The organism is Achromobacter sp. B7 (genome assembly GCF_003600685.1).
GTDB classification, from domain to species: Bacteria; Pseudomonadota; Gammaproteobacteria; order Burkholderiales; family Burkholderiaceae_B; genus Achromobacter; species Achromobacter spanius_B.
The window spans coordinates 4,661,290-4,681,848 of sequence record NZ_CP032084.1 but is presented as its reverse complement, the minus strand read 5'-3'; the positions used below and the strand labels follow the sequence as shown (position 1 = coordinate 4,681,848).

The window sequence follows — 20,559 nt, the reverse complement described above, 5'->3', positions numbered from 1 at the left end:
TGGGGCGGTTGATGGCAGATCGTTATCGGGCACGGTGCATGTTCATGCTCATGTTCATGTTCATGTTCATGTTCATGTTCATGTCCGTATTCATGCGCGGCGTTCAATGCGCAACCGCCGTGGTGGCGCCGATGCCCGTCTGGCTGCGCACGGTCAGCGCGTCGAAGGCCTCGGCTTCTTGTTGTGCGCGCGGGCTGTTGTCCAACTTTGAAAACAGCCAGATCGAGAAGAACGCAAGCGGGATGGACAGGATGCCGGGGTTCGGAAAGGGCGTGATGGGGGTGGCGAAACCGAACACATCGACCCAGACGGTGTCGCTTAGCACGACCCACAGCGTGGCGCTGGCCAGCCCCAGGAAGCCGCCGATGGTGGCCCCGCGCGTGGTGCAGCCGCGCCACGAAATGGACAGCACCAGCACCGGGAAGTTGGCGCTGGCCGCGATGGCGAACGCCAGGCCCACCATGAAGGCCACGTTCTGGTTTTCAAACACGATGCCCAGCAAGATCGCCATGATGCCCAGCGCGATGGTGGACAAGCGTGAAATGCGCATCTGCTGGCGTTCAGTGGCGCGGCCGCGTGCAATGACGTTGGCGTACAGGTCATGCGAAATGGCCGCCGCGCCGGCCAGCGCCAGCCCGGCCACCACCGCCACGATGGTGGCGAAGGTTACCGCCGCCAAAAAGCCCAGCAACAGGTTGCCGCCGACGGCGTTGGCCAGGTGCACCGCCACCATGTTGGTGCCGCCGATCAGGCTTTTCAGCATGTCGAACTTCCCGTCGGCTCCCGTGACGAAATACTCGGGATGACGCACCAGCAACGCCACCGCGCCAAAGCCGATGATGAACGTCAGCAGGTAGAAGTAGCCGATGAACGAGCTGGCGTAGATGACCGATTTGCGCGCTTCTTTCGCGTTGGACACGGTGAAGAATCGCATCAGGATATGCGGCAGGCCAGCCGTGCCGAACGCCAGCGCAATACCCAGCGACAAGGCGTTAAGCGGGTTGCTGCTGACCTGCGCGCCCGGCGCCAGCAGTTCGCGGCCGGACGGGTGCACCCGCGTGGCTTCGGCCAGCAAGGCGTCGGGGCTGTAGCTGAACGCAGCCATGACCAGCACCGTCATCAATGTAGCGCCCAGCAGCATCAGCACGGCCTTGATGATCTGCACCCAGGTGGTGGCCGTCATGCCGCCGAAGGCCACGTAGATCATCATCAGGGATCCGACGATGACCACGGCCACGTTGTAGTCCAGCCCGAACAGCAGCACGATCAGCTTGCCCGCGCCCACCATCTGCGCAATCAGGTACAGCGCGATGATCAGCAGCGATGCGCTGGCGGCCAGCACTCGCATCGGCGTTTGCGCCAGCCGGAACGAGGTCACGTCGGCGAAGTTGTAGCGGCCCAGGTTGCGCAGCCGTTCCGCGATCAGGAACATGACCACGGGCCAGCCAAACAAGAAGCCGATGGCGTAGATCATGCCGTCGAAGCCGCTGACGTACACCATGCCCGCGATGCCCAGGAACGAGGCGGCGGACAGGTAGTCGCCCGCGATGGCCAGCCCGTTCTGAAACCCCGACAAGCCGCCGCCGGCGGTGTAGAAATCAGACGTGGTGCGGGTGCGCTTGGCGGCCCAATAGGTGATGCCCATGGTGCCCGCGATGAACGTCAGGAACATGACGATGGCGGACATGCTGGCCTGGCCGGTGGTGGCGGCGCGTGCCGATCCGGCCAGCGCGCAACCCGATATGAAAATCAATGCGGCGCCCAGTTTCTTGTTTTTCATGACACGTCCTTGATGATGGCGGCCAACAGCGGGTCGAACACGGAATTGGAGATATGCACGTAAGCGGAAATCAACACCACGGCGCTGCACACGACCAACGTGCCGGTCAGCACGCCGATGCTCATCGTCATGTCCGGCACGGGGCTGCCGAAGAAGACGGGGTCGAATGCCAGCGTCAGGATGAAGCCGGCGTAGATGACGGCGGTGATGGCGAAGAACAGCAGGCTGGTGCGGCTGCGGCGTCGCAACAATTCCCGGTATTTGGGATGGCGCATGACGGCGTCGGTGATGGTCGCGGGGGTGGCGGGAGTGGCTGAGGTGGCGGGGGTGGCGCCAGGGGTGGGGTCGGGGGTGGGCACGGTCGGGCTCCTTGTTGTTATTGCCGGACGGCGTGTAGGCATCCGGGTCGGCCCGCGCAGCGATGCCTTGCGGGCCTCTGCCCAATATAGAGATGCACCACCGGCTCGGACACTCGACCTTGGTCGTACGGGGTAGGCCCTAGTGACAGCGCGGCATAAAGCGTGATTCGCCAGAAGGGCTATTACGGTTTGGCGCGCGGCGACTTGTATATGATGTTTGCCGAGTCCCGAGGAGGGGACGCAAACCCACACAACAACCAGACACGGGTTTCATGTCTACGCAAACCGATACGATTTCCACGCGCACCCTGATCCTGGGCACCCTGGTGGTGCTGCTTGCCATGGGCGTGCGCGCCACCTTCGGCCTGTTCATGCAGCCGATGGGCCTGGCCCACGGCTGGGGCCGCGATGTCTTTTCCATGGCCTTCGCGCTACAGAACCTGGTCTGGGGCGTGGCCTGCATCTTCATGGGCATCCTGGCCGACCGCTACGGCTCGGGCCGCACCATCGCGCTGGGTGCCGTGCTGTACATGTTGGGCATGATCGGCACCCGCTTCGCCACCGATGAAACCACCTTGTACCTGTCGGCCGGCGTGCTGGTCGGGCTGGGGCAGGCGGGCACGACGTTTCCGGTGATCCTGCCGGTCGTGGCGCGCGCGGTGCCGGCGGCCTACCGCAGCACGGCCATGGGCATTGCCAGCGCGGGCGGCTCCTTGGGCCAGTTTGCCGTGGTGCCGACCGGGCAGGCGCTGATCACCGGCATGGACTGGCCCGGCGCGTTGTGGGTCTTGTCCCTGTTCGTGGCCTGTGCCGCGCCGCTGGCCTATTACCTGCGCGGGCGCCCGCAAGCGCAGTCCGGGCCGCAGCAGTCGCTGGCGTCCGCGGTGCGGCAGGCCGTGCGCCATCCGTCGTTTCACTTCCTGTTCTGGAGCTACTTTGTCTGCGGCTTTCACACCGCGTTCATCACGCTGCACTTGCCGGCCTACGTGACGGATGGCGGCTTGACGGCGGGGCAGGGCGCGACGGCGGTGGCGTTGATCGGCCTGTTCAATGTGCTGGGCTCGTTCTATGCGGGCAAGCTGGGCGGCAAATACAGCAAGAAGCGGCTGCTTGCCGTGGTGTATTTCATGCGCGCGTTCGGCATCCTGCTGTTGCTGGCGGTGCCGCTGTCGGCGTGGGTGCTGTACGTGTTCGCCGCGTGGATGGGTCTGTTCTGGCTGGGCACCGTGCCGCTTACCCAGGGGCTGATCGGGCAGATCTACGGGCTGCGCTATGCCGCCACGCTATCGGGCATCGTGTTCCTGGGCCACCAGCTGGGCAGCTTTATCGGAGTGTGGTTGGGCGGGTACGCGTACGCCAAGACCGGTAATTACGACATGGTCTGGTGGCTGGGCGTGGCGCTTGCCGTGATTGCCGCGCTGCTGTGCCTGCCGGTGCGCGAACAGCCGGTCACGCCTGTGGAGACGCGCCCGGTGTCGGCCTGAGATGGCGTGGTGGCTGGCGTCGGTTCGGAGCCGCTTCGGAGCCGCTTCGAAACGGCTTCTAACCCGTTTCTAACCCGCTTCGAAACCGGCCCAAAATCGCCGTTACGCTTGCCTGCCCCCTTCGTGTTTGTTTGAAACCGAGATAAAACTGTCCCGCAATTTCACCGAAATCGACGCGCCTGTGATGCCCTCCCACGATCCTTCGCTGCCGCCTGCCCAACCGCCCGCCGCCCGCCGCCATCGCGCCTGGCGCGCTGTGGGCATGCTGGCGCTGGCGGCGGTGCTGGGCCTGGCGTTCTGGGGCTACACCACGCCCAACATGCAGGTGCATTGGGAAAACCTGGCATCGCTTTGCGGCTTTTAGCCGCCTTTGCCCCGGCGGCTCGCGGTATCCTACGACGGTAATCTTCCCGTCGTTTTTTTCGTCTTCCCGCGCGGCCTTCGGGCGCGCGATTTACGGATGCTCATGCAGGACGCGTCGCTTTCCCATCCCTTTCTATCGCTGCCGGATATCGGCGCCCTGGCTGCCGCCGACACGCTGGTGTTGACGGTGAACAACCGGCTGTCGCGCCGCCTTACGCTGGAACTGGCCGGGCTGCTGCGCCAGGAACGCCAGGTCAGCGAGTTGCCGCGCATCCTGCCGCTGTCCGCCTGGCTGGCCGAATCCGCTAACGAGCTGGCCTTCGAAGCGGACGACGACGTGCCCGCCTATCGGCTGGACAGCTTCGCCACGCAACTGGTCTGGACCGAAGCCATCCGCGCCGAAGAAGCCGAACGCGTGCTGCTGGACGCCAGCCAGGCGGCCAGGCTGGCGATGGACGCCGACCTGCTGATGGACGAATGGGACCTGCACGTGCCTTCGGGCGCCGACACGGACGAATATCGCGGCTTTGCGCGCTGGCGCGTGCGCTACCGACAAACGCTGGCCGGCATCGACGCCGAAGACGCCAACCAAGGCTACGCGCGCGTGCTGCGCGCGCTGGAAGAGCGCCGTCTGCGCACGCCCGCGCAGTTGGTCCTGGCCGGCTTTACCGATATGTCGCCGCGATTTCGCCGCCTGCTCAGCGCCTTTGAAATGCAGGGTTCGCGGGTGTCGCAATGGCGTGACGAGCAGCGTGTTGAAACGGTGGCGCGCCGTTTCGAAGCGGCCGACCAAGGCGCCGAATGGCGCGCGGCGGCCGCTTGGGCTGCCGGCCAATTGAAGGCGCATCCGCAAGGGCGCTTTGCGATCGTCTCGCCGCAGCTGGAAGCCGAATCGCCATTCGCGCGCCGCATCTTGAGCCAGGCGCTGGCCGGTCGCGACGGGGCGCCCGCGCATGCCTTCAACGTGGCCGTGGGCCGGCCACTGAATGAATGGCCGATGGCGCGTGCCGCACTGGCGTGGCTGCGCGCGTTGGCGGAATGTGCAAGCGGCAAGGGCTGCGGCGTAGACGTTCTGGGCGCGGCCTTGCTGGCCGGGCATTGTGCCGGCGATGTCCGTGACCGCGCGCGCCTGGCCGCCATCGACGCGCGCTGGCGCCGTCAAGCCGTACAACATGTCAGCCCGCATGATTGGAAAAAACTGCTGGCCGATCTTCCCGCGCTGGCGCCGGCCTGGCATCAGGCGCTGGAAATCTGGACGCAAGGCGGCCGCCAGGCGACGTGCGACGTCTGGATGCTGCGCATGAAAGCGGCGCTGACGGCGCTGGGTTTCCCGGGCGAAGGCGTGTTGGACAGCGTGGCCTACCAGGTCATGGGCGCATTGGGCGACGCGCTGGGCAGCTTTTCGGCCTTGGCGCCGGCAGCCGGCCGGCTGGGCGGGGTGGCGGCGGTCAACCTGCTGCAAAGCGTGGCGCGGTCGGCATCGTTTCAACCGCAGCGCGATCCCACGGCGCGCCTTGACGTGCTGGGCCTGCTGGAAGCCGAAGGCGGCTATTGGGACGGCGTCTGGATGCTGGGTTTGACGGACGACGTGCTGCCGGCCTCGCCCAAGCCCAACCCGCTGTTGCCGCTGGCAGTGCTACGCCAGGCCAAGGCGCCACGCGCCACGCCGGAACGCGAACGCGAATGGGCCGAAGGCATGTACGCCGCGCTGTGCCGCTGCGCGCCCGACATCATCGTCAGCCACGCGCACATGGACGGGGAACGGGAACTGCGGCCATCGCCGCTGATCGCGGGCGCTTCACTAAGCGACTGGATGCCGCCGGCGGCGGCTCCCACTGCGCCCTTGCCACAAGAGTCGCTGGACGACAACCAGGGGCCGCCACTGGCGCCGGGCAACCGGGGCGGCGGCGGGCTGGACGTGCTGGACACGCAGGCGCGCAACCCGCTTTGGGCGTTCGTGCGCCACCGCCTGGGCGGGCGCGAGCTGGCGCCTTATGCGGACAGCGCCACGGTCAACGTGCGCGGGCAGTTCCTGCATAAGGCGCTGGAATTGGTATGGGGCATGATGCCCGACCAGGACACGCTGCATGAAATCATGGCCACGAGCCGGCTGGCTGCCTTGCTGGAGCAGGCCGTGGCGCAGGCTGCCGACGAAGAACTCAAAGACTACGCGCCCGCGTTGAAGGCGCTGGAATGCCAGCGCGCGCGCGCCGTGCTGGCCGCGTGGCTGGACATGGAAGCGCAGCGCTTGCCGTTCGCGGTTGCCCAGGTCGAAAAAAACCACCAGTGGCAACGCGGCGCGTTGAACTTGAAATTGCGTCTGGACCGTATCGACACCCTGGCCGATGGGCGCAACGTCATCGTCGATTACAAGACGGGCGTGGCCGCCGCCAAGCCGGAACCCGATTGGTCGCGCAGTCGGCCCGTGAATGTGCAGTTGCCGTTCTACGCGTCGGTGCTTGCCGATGCCGCGGGCGGCGAGGTCGCCGGGCTGGTGCTGGCGCAGATCCATGCGCGGCAGGTCGCGGCGCAAGGCCTGGCCGATGAAGACCTTGGCGTGCCCGGGGTGACGCTGGCCAGCGACAGCAAGTTCTTCGATGGTCTGACATGGCCCGAGATCCGGCAGCGTTGGCGCGTTGCCATCGAAGCGCTGGCGGATGAGTATGTGGCGGGCGTGGCCACCAACATGGCCTACCGCCGGGACGATTTGAAATACTGCGATGCATTGCCGTTCTTGCGTTTGCATCTTGACGACGAGGACGCCTAAGCCATGGCCGACACTGAACGCCTGCCACAGGACCACGCCGCGCGTACCGACGCGCTGGATCCCACCCGCTCTTTTCTCGTGCAGGCGCCGGCCGGCTCGGGCAAGACCGAACTGCTGACCGACCGCATCCTGGCGCTGCTGGCCACGGTGAACCGGCCCGAGGAAATTGTCGCCATCACGTTCACGCGCAAGGCTGCATCCGAAATGCACGCGCGCGTGTTGAGCAAGCTGCGCCGTGGGCTGGACGCCCCGCCCGAGGCCATGCACGAGCGCCGCAGCTGGGAACTGGCACGCGCCGCCTTGGCGCGCAATGCCGAGCAGGGCTGGCATCTGCTGGACCATCCGGCGCGCCTGGCCATACGCACCATCGACTCGTTTTGCGCGGGCCTGGTGCGCAGCATGCCGTGGCTGTCCGAGCTGGGCGGCATGCCGGACATTACCGACGATGCACGCGCGCACTACGAAGCGGCGGCGCGCGCCACGCTGGATCTTGCCGATGACTACGACGCGGTGCGCGTGTTGCTCAAGCATCTGGATGTGGACGTGCAGGCGGCCAAGGATGCCCTGGCCGACATGCTGGGCCAGCGCGACCAGTGGCTGCCGCTGCTGCGCCACGGCTCCGATCGCGCCGGCATGGAAGCGATGCTGGCCGAGGCCATCGGCGAAGACCTGGACGCGCTGTGCGACGCCATGCCGCTGGGCTGGGCCGATGCGCTGTGCGGCCCGGCCCGCCTGGCCGCGTCCCATTTGCAGGATGGCGAGGACGACAACAAGCTGCTGGCGCTATTGGACTGGACGGAAGAACTGCCGCCGGACGCCGAAATGCTGGACCAGTGGCGCGCCGTGGCGCATCTGCTGTTGACCGGCACGGGCAGCCTGCGCAAGACCGTCAACAAAAACCTGGGCTTTCCGGCCAAGTGCGCGCACAAGGAGCCCTTTGTGGCATGGCTGGAATCGGCCGACGGGCAGGCCGCCTGGGTGCGCCGCCTGCACGCCGTGCGCGACATTCCGGCGCCGCATTTCACGGACGCCCAATGGGAAGTGCTGGGCGCGCAGTTGATGACGCTGGCGCTGGCCGTGGCGCAATTGCGCCTGCGTTTCGCGGACAAAGGCGAGGTCGATTTCATCGAAATCGCGCAACGCGCGGCCGCTGCGCTGGGCAGCGCCGATGATCCCGGCGAACTGTTGCTGAAACTGGACGCGTCCATTCGCCATCTGCTGATCGACGAATTCCAGGACACCAGCCAGACACAGCTGGACTTGCTGCGCACGTTGACCTCGGGCTGGCAGGCGGGTGACGGGCGCAGCCTGTTCCTGGTGGGCGACCCGATGCAATCGATCTACCGGTTTCGCAAGGCGGAAGTGGGCCTGTTCCTGGAGGTGGCCGATATCGGCGTGGGCGAATTGACGCCTGATTTCCTGAACCTGACCGACAACTTCCGCTCGCAGGCGGGCATTGTGGAATGGGTGAACCGTTCGTTTGCGGGTCTGCTGCCCCGGCGTAGCGACGCCGCGGCGGGCGCCATCGCGTACAGCCCGTCCACCGCGTTCCACGAGGCGCTGCCCGACCCCGCGGTGCGATTCCACCCCGCTTGGTCGCGCGCGGGCGGCACGCCCGCCGAGGAGCAGGCAGAAGATATCGCCGTCGGCCTGGTGCGCCAGGCGCTGATCGATCACAAAGGCGCCAAGCACCCCGTGGCGGTGTTGGTGCGCGCGCGCAGCCATCTGGGCAATCTGACGCGCCGGCTGGCGCAGGAAGGCATCCGCTGCCGCGCCGTGGACCTGGTACCCCTGGCGCTGCGGCCGGTGGTGGCCGACCTGGTGCAACTGGTGCGCGCGCTGTCGCACCCGGCCGACCGCATGGCCTGGCTGTCGGTACTGCGCGCCCCGTACTGCGGGCTGACGCTGACGTCCCTGCAACGCCTGTTCGGCGACGACCACGTCACGCCGGTCCCGGTACTGCTGGAACGCGCGCTGCGCATGACGCCGGCCACCGCTCCGACGGCGGCTGCTGGCGCTTCGGCTGTCGCTGGTAGTGGTGGTGGTGGTGCTACTGATGCTTCCGCTGCTGCAACTGCGCCGTCTGCTGCCGCCTCGCGAGTCGTCGCGCCGGCGCGCGGTATCTCCGCCAGCGGCCCGCAAGGCTCGTTGTTCGAGGCCGACTCAGGCGCGCAGGGCGGTGCCGCGCAAGGCTCGTTGTTCGACGCCAATCCAGGCGCCGCAGGCAGCGCCTCGCAATCCGCACCGTTGGACAGCGCATCGTCCGGCGTCGGCCGTGTTGCACAAGGCGCATGGCCTGAAGCCGAATCGCCCGCGCCCGAGCCGCCATTGGCGCAAGCCCTGCTGAGCCCCGACGAATTCGAACGGCTGCGGCAAGTGGCGGCCGTGCTGCTGGACAAGCGCAATGCCTCGGGCGCGATGCCGTTCGCCGCCTGGGTGGAATCCCTGTGGCGCCGCCTGGGCGGCCCCGCGCTGTACGCCGGCCTGTCGGTGTCGAACGACGCCGAAAGCCTGTTCCAGCTGGTCGAACGCCTGGCCCCGCACGGGGCCATCGACCCGGCAGCGCTGGACGCCGGGATCTCGCGCTTGTTCGCCGCGCCCGACGCGGCGGACGAGGACGACGGCGCCGTCGAGATCATGACCATGCACAAGTCCAAGGGCCTGCAATTTGAAACCGTGATCCTGTACGGCCTGCATCGCGCCCCGCGCGGCGACCAGGCGCCGCTGGTGCGTTTCGAACAAAGCAGTGGCCGCGTGCTGTTCGGCCCTGTCAAGCCGCGCGCCGAGGTCGAGGCCGACCCGATATCGCGCTACCTGGGCGCCCGCGAGGCCCGCCGCGCATCCTATGAAATCGACCGCCTGCTGTACGTGGCCGCCACCCGCGCGCGCAAACGCCTGCACCTGGTGGGCCACGTGTCCATCGACGAAGCCAGCGGCCAGGTGAAAGCCCCGCCATCCGCCAGCCTGCTGGGCCGCCTCTGGCCCTGCCTGGTCACCCCCGAACCGCCCCCGCTGGACCAACAGCCCGAACCGGACGCCGCCGACACTCCCGAATGGCAAGGCGAACCCCTGCGCCGCGTCGCTGGCAACGGCTTGACGCAATTGGCCCAACAGTCCAACGTCCTTATCAGCGCCGGTTTCGGCACCGCCGACCGCGGCGCCTGGGGCGACGGCACCGAACACCCCGCCTGGCAACTGGAAGCCGGCTACGACGCCGCCATCGGCACGCTGGCCCACGCCTGGCTTGCCCGCATCGGCCAAGACGGCGTACAAGCCTGGCCGCCCGAAGCCCTGACCGACCGCCTGCCCGCCATGCGTCGCCAGCTGACCCGGGCCGGCATCCCCGCCTCCCAAGCCGACGACGCCGCCGAAGCCGTACTGGAAACGCTGCAAGCCACCCTGTCCGACGAACGCGGCCTATGGCTGCTATCCCAATCCGGCGCCCGCCGCGAATGGCCCCTGATCGACGCCGCCGGCAAGGTCTCCGTCATCGACCTGGCGCTGAGCACCGAAGACGGCTGGCTGATCGTCGACTACAAAACCGGCCGCCCCCACCCCGGAGAACCCCCCGCCGCCTTCGCCACCAGAATGCGCCAACGCCACGGCGACCAACTCCTGCGCTACTGCTCGCAAGTCACGTCCCTAGACGGCCGCAAAGCCAAAGCCGCCCTCTATTTCCCCCGAGCCAAAGCCTGGATCGACCTGCACCAATAACCAAAAGCCCCCTGGCCCAAAACAAATAACCCCGTCCCAAAGCCGCCAAGCAACCCCAGGCAACCCTCTCGCGAACGCCATCAATGCGAGCCAAACATACAGATAAGGCGCAAGCAAGCCGATAAGGCGCAAGCAAGGCCAAGCAAGGCAAGGCGGAACAAGGCAACGCAAGGCGAGCACGGCAGCTGGACCAAGGCAAACCGGACCCAGGCAAGCTGGACCAAGGCAAGCCGGACCAAGGCAAGCCGGACCAAGGCAAACCGGACCAAGGCAAACCGGACCAAGGCGAACCGGACCAAGGCAAACCGGACCAAGGCAAACCGCAGTGAGGCAAACCGGAGCAAGGCAAACCGGAGCAAGCTAAAGCGCAGCAAGCCGAAGCGAAGCAAGCCAAAGCGAAGCGAGGCAAGCGAAGCAAGGGCAAAGCGAAGCGAGGCAAGCGAAGCAAGGGCAAAGCGAAGCAAGGGCAAAGCGAAGCAAGGCAAAGCGAAGCGAGCCAAAAATGGCAAGCGAAGCAAAGCCATCACCCCCTCCCCCTCGGGGGGAGGGCCGGGGAGGGGGCAACATACCGCCCCTCAGGGGCCCGCCAACCGGAAGGCTGCAAGCAAGCGAAGCGCAGCTCTGCTAGAATTCCGGTTGGCGGGCCCCTCCGCATGGTTCGACGGTGAACCTGGTCAGGTCGGGAACGAAGCAGCCATAGTCGTTTAGGGTCAGTGCCGGAGTAAGGCTCGCCAACCGGATTCTTCAAAGCAAAGGGTCATGATTTCATTTCATGGCCCTTCGCTTTCAAGGGGGACGGGGTTATTTTCCAGGGATTCGTTCCACGGGAATAAGCCCGTCCCCTTTGCATTTCAGCCAGCACGCGAAACAGGCTCTACAATCCAGCCATGACTTATCTGGTACTGGCCCGCAAGTGGCGGCCGAGATCGTTCGATACCCTCGTGGGACAGGATCACGTGGTGCGCGCGCTGACCCATGCGCTCGACACCCAACGCCTGCACCATGCCTGGTTGTTTACCGGCACGCGGGGCGTGGGCAAGACCACGTTGTCCCGCATCCTGGCCAAGTCCCTCAACTGTGAAACCGGCATCACGTCCAAGCCTTGCGGTGTCTGCCGCGCTTGTACCGAGATCGACGCCGGACGCTTTGTCGACTACCTGGAACTGGACGCTGCCTCGAACCGCGGCGTCGAGGAAATGACGCAGTTGCTGGAACAGGCGGTGTACGCGCCGGGCGCGGGGCGCTTCAAGGTCTACATGATCGACGAAGTGCACATGCTGACCGGCCACGCCTTCAACGCCATGTTGAAGACGCTGGAAGAACCGCCCCCCCACGTTAAATTCATCCTGGCCACCACGGACCCCCAAAAGATCCCGGTGACGGTGCTGTCGCGCTGCCTGCAATTCAACTTGAAGCAGATGCCGGCCGATTCCATCGTCGGGCACCTTCAAGCCGTGCTGGGCCACGAAGAAGTCGCGTTTGAAGTGCCCGCCCTGCGCCTGATCGGCCAGGCCGCGCAAGGGTCCATGCGCGACGCGCTGTCGCTTACCGACCAGGCCATTGCCTATAGCGCCGGCAACATGACCGAGGACGCCGTGCGCGGCATGCTCGGCACCATCGACCAACGCCACCTGGTGCGCCTGCTTGAGGCCTTGGCCACCGGCGACGCCAAGGGCGTGCTTGCGGTTGCCGACGAACTAGCCATACGCGGCTTGTCGTATGCCGGCGCCTTGGCCGACCTGGCAGTGTTGCTGTCGCGTGTCGCGATCGAGCAGCGCGTCACGGGCGTCACGCCCGCCGAAGATCCGTTGGCCGCCGACATTGCGCGGCTGGCGCTGGGCCTGCATCCCGACGCCGTGCAGCTGTTCTATTCCGTGGCGGTGCACAGCCGAGGCGAACTGACGCTGGCACCCGACGAGTACGCAGGCTTCATCATGGCCTGCCTGCGCATGCTGGCGCTGAACGGCGATGCGGGTCCGCAGACCGCGCTGGAAGCGCCCGCCACGCCCGCTCGCCAGGTGGCGGCGCCGGCGACAGTGGCGGCAGCGACTGCGGCCGATGCGTCGGCCGCGCCGGTGGCTCATGCTGCGGCTGCGATTGAGGCTTCTGCCGCTCCCGCCGCTACTCCCGTCGCTTCCGCAGCTGCCCCTGTCGCTTCCGCAGTTGCCCCTGTCGTTGCACCCGCAGCGGCTTCTGTCTCTGCACCCGCAGTTGCGCCCTTGGCCGCGCCAGCATCCGCGCCCGCATCCGCGCCGATGTCGGCCTCCGCGACGGCTTCGACTGCGAGCCCCGTCGGCCAGGCCGCACCCTCGGTGAACGCCGACTCGACGGCGGCCGCCGCCTCGAAGGCAGCAGCGGACGCGCCGTCGAACTTGCCCGGTTCAATGGCCGCCAATGCTCCAGTGGTCGCCTCACCAGCAGTTGCTTCTTCGGCGGTTGCTTCTCCGGCTGTCGCCTCACCGACCGTCGCTGCTCCGACCGTCGACGCCCCGGCTGCCGACTTCGCGCCCGCCGCGCCGCAGGTGGCCATCGCGTCGGCACAAGCTGGCGCAGCTGCTCAGCAGGCTGCTGCTTCTCCAGCCGTCGCCTCTGCGGATGGCGTGCCACCCTGGGAAGACCTGCCTGAAGACTCCGCGCAACCGGCAAGCACGGTTGCATCCCCGGCCAATGCGTCGGGATCGCCCGCCGCCGGATCGCCCCTCGCCGGATCGCCCGCCCAGGCCCCCGCCGCCTCCGCATCCCTCCCCACGCCGGAGGCCTCGGCCGCCAAGGCCGCAGGCTCTGCGGCGCTGGCGGTGACGCCTGCGGTTGCTGCCGTGCTGGCGACTGCGCCGGCCGAAGCTGACCCCGACGGCCCGCCGTCCTGGGTCGACGAAGAAATTCCATTTGAAGCCGAAGGCGGCTTTGTTCCCGAGAGCGGATTCACATCCGATCCCGACGACGATGGTTTTGAAACGCTGGCCAGTGCGCCCTCCGTGGCGCCGCCCGTGGCCCCCGTCCGCCGTGAGGGCGCTGCGCCTTCGCGCAAGCGCTCGTCGCGCGCCCGCATCGAAGACATGACGCAAGCCGCCTGGCCCGGGCTGGCCGCGACCCTGCCCGTGACCGGCCTGGCCGCAGAACTGGCGCGGCAAAGCGAATGGGCCGGCGTGCAGGGCGATGCCATCATCCTGCGCGTTGCCGTAAAAACCCTGGCCGAAAGCGAAAGCCGGGTTCGCCTGCAAACCGTCTTGTGCGAACATTTCGGGCAGGGCATCCGGCTGGACGTGCAGGTCGGCGTCACCGGCGAGGACACGGCGCATGCCGTGGCCAAGGCCGAACGCGCCGCGCGCCAGCAGGCCGCCGAAGACGCGGTGGCCGTCGATCCTTTTGTGCAAGCCTTGTTGGCCGATTTCGGCGGGTATGTCGTGCCCGACTCCATCCGCCACGTTGATCCCCCGGCCGCTGCCTGACGCGGCGGCCCCTCTCTTATTTCCCTCGTTCAAGGAACATCCATCATGATGAAAGGACAACTGGCCGGCCTGATGCGCCAGGCGCAGCAGATGCAGGAAAACATGAAGAAGGCGCAAGATGCGCTGGCCGAAATCCTGGTCGAAGGCGCCTCCGGCGGCGGCCTGGTCAAGGTCACCATGACCTGCCGCCACGACGTCAAGCGCGTCGTGATCGACCCGTCGCTGCTGGGCGACGACAAGGACATGCTGGAAGACCTGGTTGCCGCTGCGTTCAACGACGCGCTGCGCAAGGCCGAAACCACGTCGCAGGAAAAAATGGCGGGCGTCACCGCCGGCATGCCGCTGCCCCCGGGCATGAAGCTGCCGTTCTAAGCAAGGCTGCCCTGGGCTGCAATGGATCCTTTACTGCCTGAACCCGAACCGCTGGTGTCTCTGATCGAGGCGCTTCGGCGCCTGCCGGGCGTCGGCGTCCGATCGGCCAGGCGCATGGCTTATCACCTGCTTCAGCATGACCCGCAAGGCGCGGACATGCTGGGGCGGGCGCTGGCCGGCGCCGTGCGGGACTTGAAACATTGCGCCCGGTGCAACAGCTTTTCTGAAGACGAGGTCTGCGGCACCTGCGCTAACCCCAAGCGCGACCCCTCGCTCTTGTGCATCGTGGAAACGCCGGCCGACCAGAACATGATCGAGTCCAGCCACGGCTACCGTGGCCTGTACTACGTGTTGATGGGCCGGGTGGCGCCGCTGGAAGGCATCGGCCCGCGTGAGCTGGACTTCGACCGCGTTATCAAGCGCGCCACCGACGGCGTGGTCGCGGAAGTTATCCTGGCCACCAACTTCACGGCGGAAGGCGAGACCACCGCCCATTTTCTGGGCGAAGCGCTGGGCGAACGCGGCCTGCGCGTGACCCGGCTGGCGCGCGGCGTGCCCGCGGGCAGCGAGCTTGAATACGTGGACGCCGGCACCATTGCCTGGGCGCTGATGGAGCGCAAGACCACTTAGCAAAGCAGGGCTCGCAACGTCAAAATAGCCGCCCGGCAATGCATCGGCGCGGCACGAAACGTGAGGAAGACAAACCATGTCAGCGCTGACCGGACTGAAAGTCCTGGAACTCGGCACGCTCATCGCCGGCCCTTTCGCCGCGCGCATCTTCGGCGAATTCGGCGCCGACGTCATCAAGGTGGAAACGCCCCACGGGCTTGATGGCACGGGCGGCGGAGACCCCATCCGCAGCTGGCGCCATCTGCACGAGGGCAATTCGCTCTGGTGGACGGTGCAGGCGCGCAACAAGCAGTCCATTGCCCTGAACCTGAAAGATCCGCGCGCGCAGGAAATTGCCCGCAAGCTGGCGCTGGACGCCGACGTCGTGGTTGAAAACTACCGGCCGGGCGTGCTGGAAAAGTGGGGCCTGGGCTTTGAGCAATTGCGCGCCATCAACCCGGCGTTGATCATGGTGCGGCTGTCTGGCTACGGCCAGACCGGCCCCATGAAAGACCAGCCGGGTTTTGGCGCCATCGGTGAATCGATGGGCGGGCTGCGCTACGTGTCGGGCCACCCCGACCGGCCGCCGCTGCGGGTCGGCATTTCCATCGGCGATTCCATCGCCGCCTTGCATGGCGTGATCGGCGCGATGATGGCGCTGCGCCATCGCGACGCCACGGGCGGGCGCTGGAACGGCAAGACGGGCCAGGCATGCCAGGCGGGGCAGGGCCAGATGGTTGACGTGGCCCTGTACGAAGCCGTGTTCAACATGATGGAAAGCCTGGTGCCCGAATATGACGTGGCCGGCGTGGTGCGCGAACGCACCGGCGGTGCGTTGCCCGGCATCGTGCCCTCCAACACCTACACCACGCGCGATGGCCAGAACATCGTCATCGCCGGCAATGGCGACGCCATCTTCCACCGACTGATGCGCGCCATCGGCCGCGACGACCTGGCCGAAGACCCTGATCTGGTGCGTAACGACGGCCGCGCGCGCCGCGTCCAAGAGATCGATGGCGCCATCCAGCAGTGGTGCGACGGCCGCAATATCGACGAGGCGCTGGGCACCCTGAAAGCGGCGGACGTGCCGGTCGGCAAGATCTACAGCGTGGCAGACATGTTCAACGATCCGCAGTTCCTGGCGCGCCGCATGATCGAACAACATCGCCTTGCCGACGGCAGCCCCGTCAAGCTTCCCGCCGTGGTTCCCAAGCTGTCTGAAACCCCTGGCCAGACGCGCTGGGTAGGCCCGAAATTAGGGGAACATACCGAGGAAGTCCTGAAATCGCTGGGGTATGATTCAGCGGCTATTGACGAGCTGGCGAAGACCGGCGCTATCGGTAAACCCGACAACTAAGGAGACAACCCCATGTCAGTTACTCGCCGTGAGTTGCTCAAGATCGCCGGCGCCGCCGGCATCATGAGCCTGGCGCCCGCCATCGTGCGCGCACAAAAACTGGAAAAGACCAAGGTGCAGATCGCCGTCGGCGGCAAGCCCCTGATCTACTATCTTCCGCTGTCCATCGCCGAAGCCCGCGGCTACTTCAAGGACGAAGGGTTGGACGTCAGCATCGCGGACTTTGCCGGCGGCTCCAAAGCGCTGCAAGCCGTGGTCGGCGGCAGCGCCGATGTCGTGTCCGGTGCGTTCGAGCACACGTTGTCGATGCAGTCCAAGGGCCAGGCCTATCGCGCCTTCGTGCTGCAAGGCCGCGCGCCGATGATCGGCGTGGGCGTGTCCAAGAAAAACCTGCCCAACTACAAGGGCCCGGCCGACCTCAAGGGCAAGAAGATCGGCGTGACCGCGCCGGGCTCGTCCACCAACATGGTGGTCAGCTTCTTCCTGGCCAAGCACGGGCTGAAGGCATCGGACGTTTCCATCATCGGTGTGGGCGCCGGCGCCGGCGCGGTGACCGCGCTGCGCAGTGGCCAGATCGACGCCATCTCCAACACCGACCCCGTGGTGTCGATGTTGGAAATGCCGGGCGATATCCAGATCATTGTCGACACGCGCACGTTGAAAGACACGCAGGACATCTTCGGCGGCAACATGCCCGCCGGCTGCCTGTACGCGCCGCAAGCATTCATCGACGCCAACCCCAACACCACCCAGGCGCTGACCAACGCCCTGGTGCGCGCCGATAAATGGATTCAAAAGGCGGGCCCCGACGAGATCGCCAAGATCGTGCCGGAAACCTACCTGCTGGGCGATCCGGCCGTGTACAAGGCCGCCATTTCCAAGAGCCTGGAAGGCCTGTCGCCCAATGGCATGATCCCCGAGGACGGCGCCGCCACCGCGCTCAAGGCGCTGGCCGCCTACCAAGCGGATTTCGACGGCTCGAAGATTGATCCGTCCAAGGTCTGGACCAACGATTTCGCGCGCCGCGCCAACGAGAAGTACGCCAATGGCTGAAGCCGCACTATCGCTGGAAAATATCAGTTGCACCTTTGTTTCGCGCGACGACCGGTCGCAGCGCTACACCGCCGTCAGCGACACGACCCTGGCCATCGCGCCGGGCGAGTTCGTGTCGGTGGTGGGCCCGACCGGCTGCGGCAAATCCACCCTGCTTAACGTCGGCGCCGGCTTGCTGGCACCGTCCAGCGGGCAGGTAAAGGTCTTTGGGCAACCGCTGTCGGGCATCAATTCGCGCGCGGGCTACATGTTCCAGGGCGAGGCGCTCTTGCCCTGGCGCAGTGCGCTGGACAACGTGGTGGCCGGTCTGGACTTCGCGGGCGTGCCGCGCCCCGAAGCGCTGGAACGCGGCCGCGAATGGATGCGGCGCGTGGGCCTGGGCGGCTTTGAAAGCCGCTATCCGCACCAGATGTCGGGCGGCATGCGCAAGCGCGCCATGCTGGCCCAGACGCTGATCCGCGACCCCGACATCATCCTCATGGACGAGCCGTTCTCGGCGCTGGATATCCAGACGCGCCAGTTGATGGAAAACGAGGTCCTGGATTTGTGGATGGCCAAGCGCAAGGCCGTGCTGTTCATCACGCACGACCTGGACGAAGCCATTGCCATGAGCGACCGCGTGATCGTGTTGTCTGCCGGCCCCGGCACGCACCCGATCGGGGAATTCGCCATAGACCTGCCGCGTCCGCGCGACGTGGCAGAGGTCCGCGCCCATCCGCGCTTCGTTGAACTGCATTCGGCCATCTGGGCCGTGCTGCGCGAAGAAGTGCTCAAGGGCTATGCCCAACAGAAGCGAGCCTGAGGTATGTCGAAGTCATTCAAATCCGGTTCCGCCAGCCTGCGCTTCTGGCAACTGCTGCTGCTGGTCGTCATCCTGGGCGTCTGGCATTTTGCGTCGCGCGATTCCAAGGTGGCGTTCTTCTTTGGCGAACCGCTGAAAGTCTGGGGCCGCATCTGGGCCTGGTTCGTCACCAACGCCGACATCTACACCCACTTGTGGGTGACGTTGACCGAAACCGTGCTGGCGTTTTTCATCGGCACCATCGCGGGCCTGGGCTTTGGTTTGTGGCTGGGGCTGTCGCCACGCGCCAGCGCCATCCTTGACCCCTACATCAAGGCGGCCAACTCGATGCCGCGCGTCATCCTGGCGCCGATCTTCGGCATGTGGTTCGGGCTGGGCATCTGGTCCAAGGTGGCGCTGGCGGTCACGCTGGTGTTCTTCATCGTGTTCTTCAACGTCTACCAGGGCGTGCGCGAAGTCAGCCCCACTTTGCTGGACAACGCTCGCATGCTGGGCGCTCGCAAGCGTCAGTTGCTGCGTCACGTCTACCTGCCGTCTGCCACCAGCTGGGTGTTCTCCAGCCTGCATACGTCGGTGGGCTTGGCCTTCGTGGGCGCGGTGGTGGGTGAATATCTGGGGTCGGCAAGCGGCGTCGGGTACCTGATCCTGCAAGCCGAGGGCACGTTCGACGTGAACACCGTGTTCGCGGGCATAGTGGTGCTGACGGCGTTTGCGCTGGTGCTGGACTACATCGTGGGCATCGGTGAAAAGCGTTTGATGAAGTGGCAGCCCAAGTCGGGCGAAACCGAAAAGCTGTAGTCGGTCAGCCGGCGCTGCGCACCTGACAGATTCAGGTTCGCAGCGCTTGCCGGCTGTGCAGCCAGACCGTCAGGCTGTCGAAGGCGTCGCGCGCGCCTTGCAATGCGCGGGCTTCGTGCCCCTGGGCGCCGGCCTCGCTGTCCAGATAATGCAGAAAGTTCTTCCACATCGGGCCCAGGTTTTCGCCATAACCGCGCAGATAGCGCAGTGGCAGGGCAGGGCTGATATCTGCCAGCTGTTTGGCCAGAAAGCGTCCGCCCAGCTGTGATCCTTCCACCACATAGGCCACACCCAGCGCGTAGGCATCGGCAGCGTTTACGCGGGGCGCGTCGGGGCAGTGCGCCACGGGCGCGGCGTCGCCGGCCGCCGCCAGGTCCGCGCGTATCCAATCGCTTTTGCCGGCACGGGCGTGCGCTTGCAAACTGTCAGGCCAATCCAGCTGCCACAGGCGGCGCTCCAGCGGTTCCAGCCACCCCAGCAAGGCGCGCAGATAGTTCAGATACCCGTCGCGGTCCAGGTCGCCGCTGGTCAGGGCCAGCCCTTCATCCAGCGTTTCATGCCTGTCGCGCGTGCCGTCGCGCAGCACTTGGTGTACCGGGGAAATCATAGGCAGTCGCTCATGCTAAGGCAGGCGTTACGGGCAGGTGCAGCGACCAGCATTGCGCCTGCCGTTGCAGCCGCCAGCCTGATGCCGCCGCCAGCAGTTCAATGTCTTCGGGCGGGAAGGCGGCGGGGGCGTCGGCAGGCGCCTTGGCGGTATCGGGCAGCGCCGGGAAATGCGCGTGCCACACGTCGGCCCGCGAACAATCCAGCGTCAGCGCGGCATCCGCCGGCAACGTGGACAGCAGGCTCAACAGCCAGGCCAGCAACAGGTACCGCGACGTGAATTGCGGCACCTGCAAATCCGCCACGTCTTCCGGCCACACTATGCTGTGTCGCGACAGCAGCAGATGCGAGAACATCAGCTTGCGGCATTCGCGCAATAGCGTCTGCGTGGACGTGGTTGCACCGCTATCGAGCAGCCATTGATCCAGCTCGCGCACGATGGTGACGCTGTCTTCCAGCATGCCGGTCAGGTCGCCGGCCAGGCGGTGGCATCGTTGCTGCAAGGTATCGGCGTCGGCGCCTTCCGGGCTTTGGCGCAGCATCGCGGCGGCCAACGTGGCGTTGGACAAGGGGCCGACAACTTCATGGCGCAGCACGGGAAATACCTGCGCCAGCACTTTGAACCGCACGCCCTGGGCTACCAGGGCATTCATGGGATTGGCCGTCGACATGGCGGCCTCAGTGCGCTTGCCGCAGGATGGCCAGCAGCGCGTCGGGGTCCGCGGGCTTTTCGATCCAGCCGTTGAACATGCCGTCTTCGTCGCGGCGCTCGTGGCGAGCCAGGCCGCTTAACGCGTAGATGCGAGGAGATTCGGTGCGCGCGCGCAGCCGCGTTGCCAGTTCATAGCCGTCCATGTCGGGCAGCAGTATGTCCACCAACACGGCCTCGGGCCGGAAGCTGTCGACCATTTCCAAAGCGGCTTCGCCTGTGGGGGCGCAGCGTGTTTCCACGCCGGAAAGCGCCAAGAATTCGGCAAGCAACTCCGAGCCCATTTCATTGTCGTCAACCAGCAGGACGCGAACTGCGCGCACTTCGTTCAAAAGGT

16 protein-coding genes and 1 other RNA gene are annotated in these 20,559 nt (G+C 66.3%); 12 read left to right on the top strand and 5 right to left on the bottom strand.

Annotation, left to right across the window (positions count from 1 at the left end):
* Positions 1-103: 103 nt before the first annotated feature.
* Both actP and DVB37_RS21165 read right to left on the bottom strand, forming a co-directional pair.
* Positions 104-1,780 (bottom strand): cation/acetate symporter ActP, encoded by a 1,677-nt coding sequence (gene actP / locus DVB37_RS21170; RefSeq protein WP_104144555.1) that lies wholly within the window; start codon positions 1,778-1,780, stop codon positions 104-106.
* Complete coding sequence (locus DVB37_RS21165; RefSeq protein ID WP_162941345.1) at positions 1,777-2,055, bottom strand: DUF485 domain-containing protein; 279 nt, start codon at positions 2,053-2,055, stop codon at positions 1,777-1,779. The genes actP and DVB37_RS21165 overlap by 4 nt, the downstream gene beginning before the upstream one ends.
* Before the next feature lie 356 nt (positions 2,056-2,411).
* Between DVB37_RS21165 and DVB37_RS21160 the strand changes: the two genes are divergently transcribed.
* From DVB37_RS21160 to DVB37_RS21100, 12 genes are all read left to right on the top strand, one after another.
* Positions 2,412-3,623, top strand: a complete 1,212-nt coding sequence (locus DVB37_RS21160) for an MFS transporter (RefSeq protein WP_046807928.1) — start codon at positions 2,412-2,414, stop codon at positions 3,621-3,623.
* Positions 3,624-3,807: 184 nt separating this feature from the next.
* Complete coding sequence (locus tag DVB37_RS21155; protein ID WP_046807929.1) at positions 3,808-3,987, top strand: hypothetical protein; 180 nt, start codon at positions 3,808-3,810, stop codon at positions 3,985-3,987.
* Between the two features lie 102 nt (positions 3,988-4,089).
* Positions 4,090-6,753 carry a PD-(D/E)XK nuclease family protein gene (locus DVB37_RS21150; RefSeq protein WP_120156697.1) on the top strand — a complete coding sequence of 888 codons (2,664 nt, stop codon included), beginning with the start codon at positions 4,090-4,092 and terminating at the stop codon, positions 6,751-6,753.
* A gap of 3 nt (positions 6,754-6,756) precedes the next feature.
* Positions 6,757-10,467, top strand: a complete 3,711-nt coding sequence (locus DVB37_RS21145) for an exodeoxyribonuclease V subunit beta (RefSeq protein WP_120156696.1) — start codon at positions 6,757-6,759, stop codon at positions 10,465-10,467.
* Positions 10,468-11,105: 638 nt separating this feature from the next.
* An RNA gene (gene ffs / locus DVB37_RS21135) (signal recognition particle sRNA small type) lies at positions 11,106-11,203 on the top strand.
* 151 nt (positions 11,204-11,354) lie between these two features.
* Positions 11,355-13,916, top strand: a complete 2,562-nt coding sequence (gene dnaX / locus DVB37_RS21130) for a DNA polymerase III subunit gamma/tau (protein ID WP_120156694.1) — start codon at positions 11,355-11,357, stop codon at positions 13,914-13,916.
* Positions 13,917-13,961: 45 nt separating this feature from the next.
* Positions 13,962-14,288, top strand: a complete 327-nt coding sequence (locus DVB37_RS21125) for a YbaB/EbfC family nucleoid-associated protein (protein ID WP_006221090.1) — start codon at positions 13,962-13,964, stop codon at positions 14,286-14,288.
* Positions 14,289-14,309: 21 nt separating this feature from the next.
* Entirely contained in the window at positions 14,310-14,918 is a 609-nt protein-coding gene (gene recR, locus DVB37_RS21120) for a recombination mediator RecR (protein ID WP_046806911.1), read from the top strand.
* Positions 14,919-14,994: 76 nt separating this feature from the next.
* On the top strand, positions 14,995-16,254 hold the full coding sequence (locus DVB37_RS21115) for a CaiB/BaiF CoA-transferase family protein (protein ID WP_120156693.1): 1,260 nt from the start codon (positions 14,995-14,997) through the stop codon (positions 16,252-16,254).
* A gap of 12 nt (positions 16,255-16,266) precedes the next feature.
* On the top strand, positions 16,267-17,307 hold the full coding sequence (locus DVB37_RS21110; protein ID WP_046806909.1) for an ABC transporter substrate-binding protein: 1,041 nt from the start codon (positions 16,267-16,269) through the stop codon (positions 17,305-17,307).
* Positions 17,300-18,109 (top strand): ABC transporter ATP-binding protein, encoded by an 810-nt coding sequence (locus DVB37_RS21105; protein WP_104144548.1) that lies wholly within the window; start codon positions 17,300-17,302, stop codon positions 18,107-18,109. Before DVB37_RS21110 ends, DVB37_RS21105 begins: the two co-directional genes overlap by 8 nt.
* Positions 18,110-18,112: 3 nt before the next feature.
* Positions 18,113-18,907 carry an ABC transporter permease gene (locus DVB37_RS21100; RefSeq protein WP_006222859.1) on the top strand — a complete coding sequence of 265 codons (795 nt, stop codon included), beginning with the start codon at positions 18,113-18,115 and terminating at the stop codon, positions 18,905-18,907.
* Between the two features lie 31 nt (positions 18,908-18,938).
* On the opposite strand, the gene DVB37_RS21095 is transcribed toward DVB37_RS21100, so the two are convergent.
* From DVB37_RS21095 to DVB37_RS21085, 3 genes are read right to left on the bottom strand one after another with little or no spacing between them, the layout of a single operon-like run.
* A complete protein-coding gene (locus DVB37_RS21095; RefSeq protein WP_120156692.1) occupies positions 18,939-19,514 on the bottom strand; it encodes a biliverdin-producing heme oxygenase in 576 nt (191 codons plus the stop codon).
* 10 nt (positions 19,515-19,524) lie between these two features.
* Entirely contained in the window at positions 19,525-20,166 is a 642-nt protein-coding gene (locus DVB37_RS21090) for a hypothetical protein (RefSeq protein WP_240433949.1), read from the bottom strand.
* 25 nt (positions 20,167-20,191) lie between these two features.
* Entirely contained in the window at positions 20,192-20,545 is a 354-nt protein-coding gene (locus tag DVB37_RS21085; RefSeq protein ID WP_223264912.1) for a response regulator, read from the bottom strand.
* Positions 20,546-20,559: the final 14 nt, after the last annotated feature.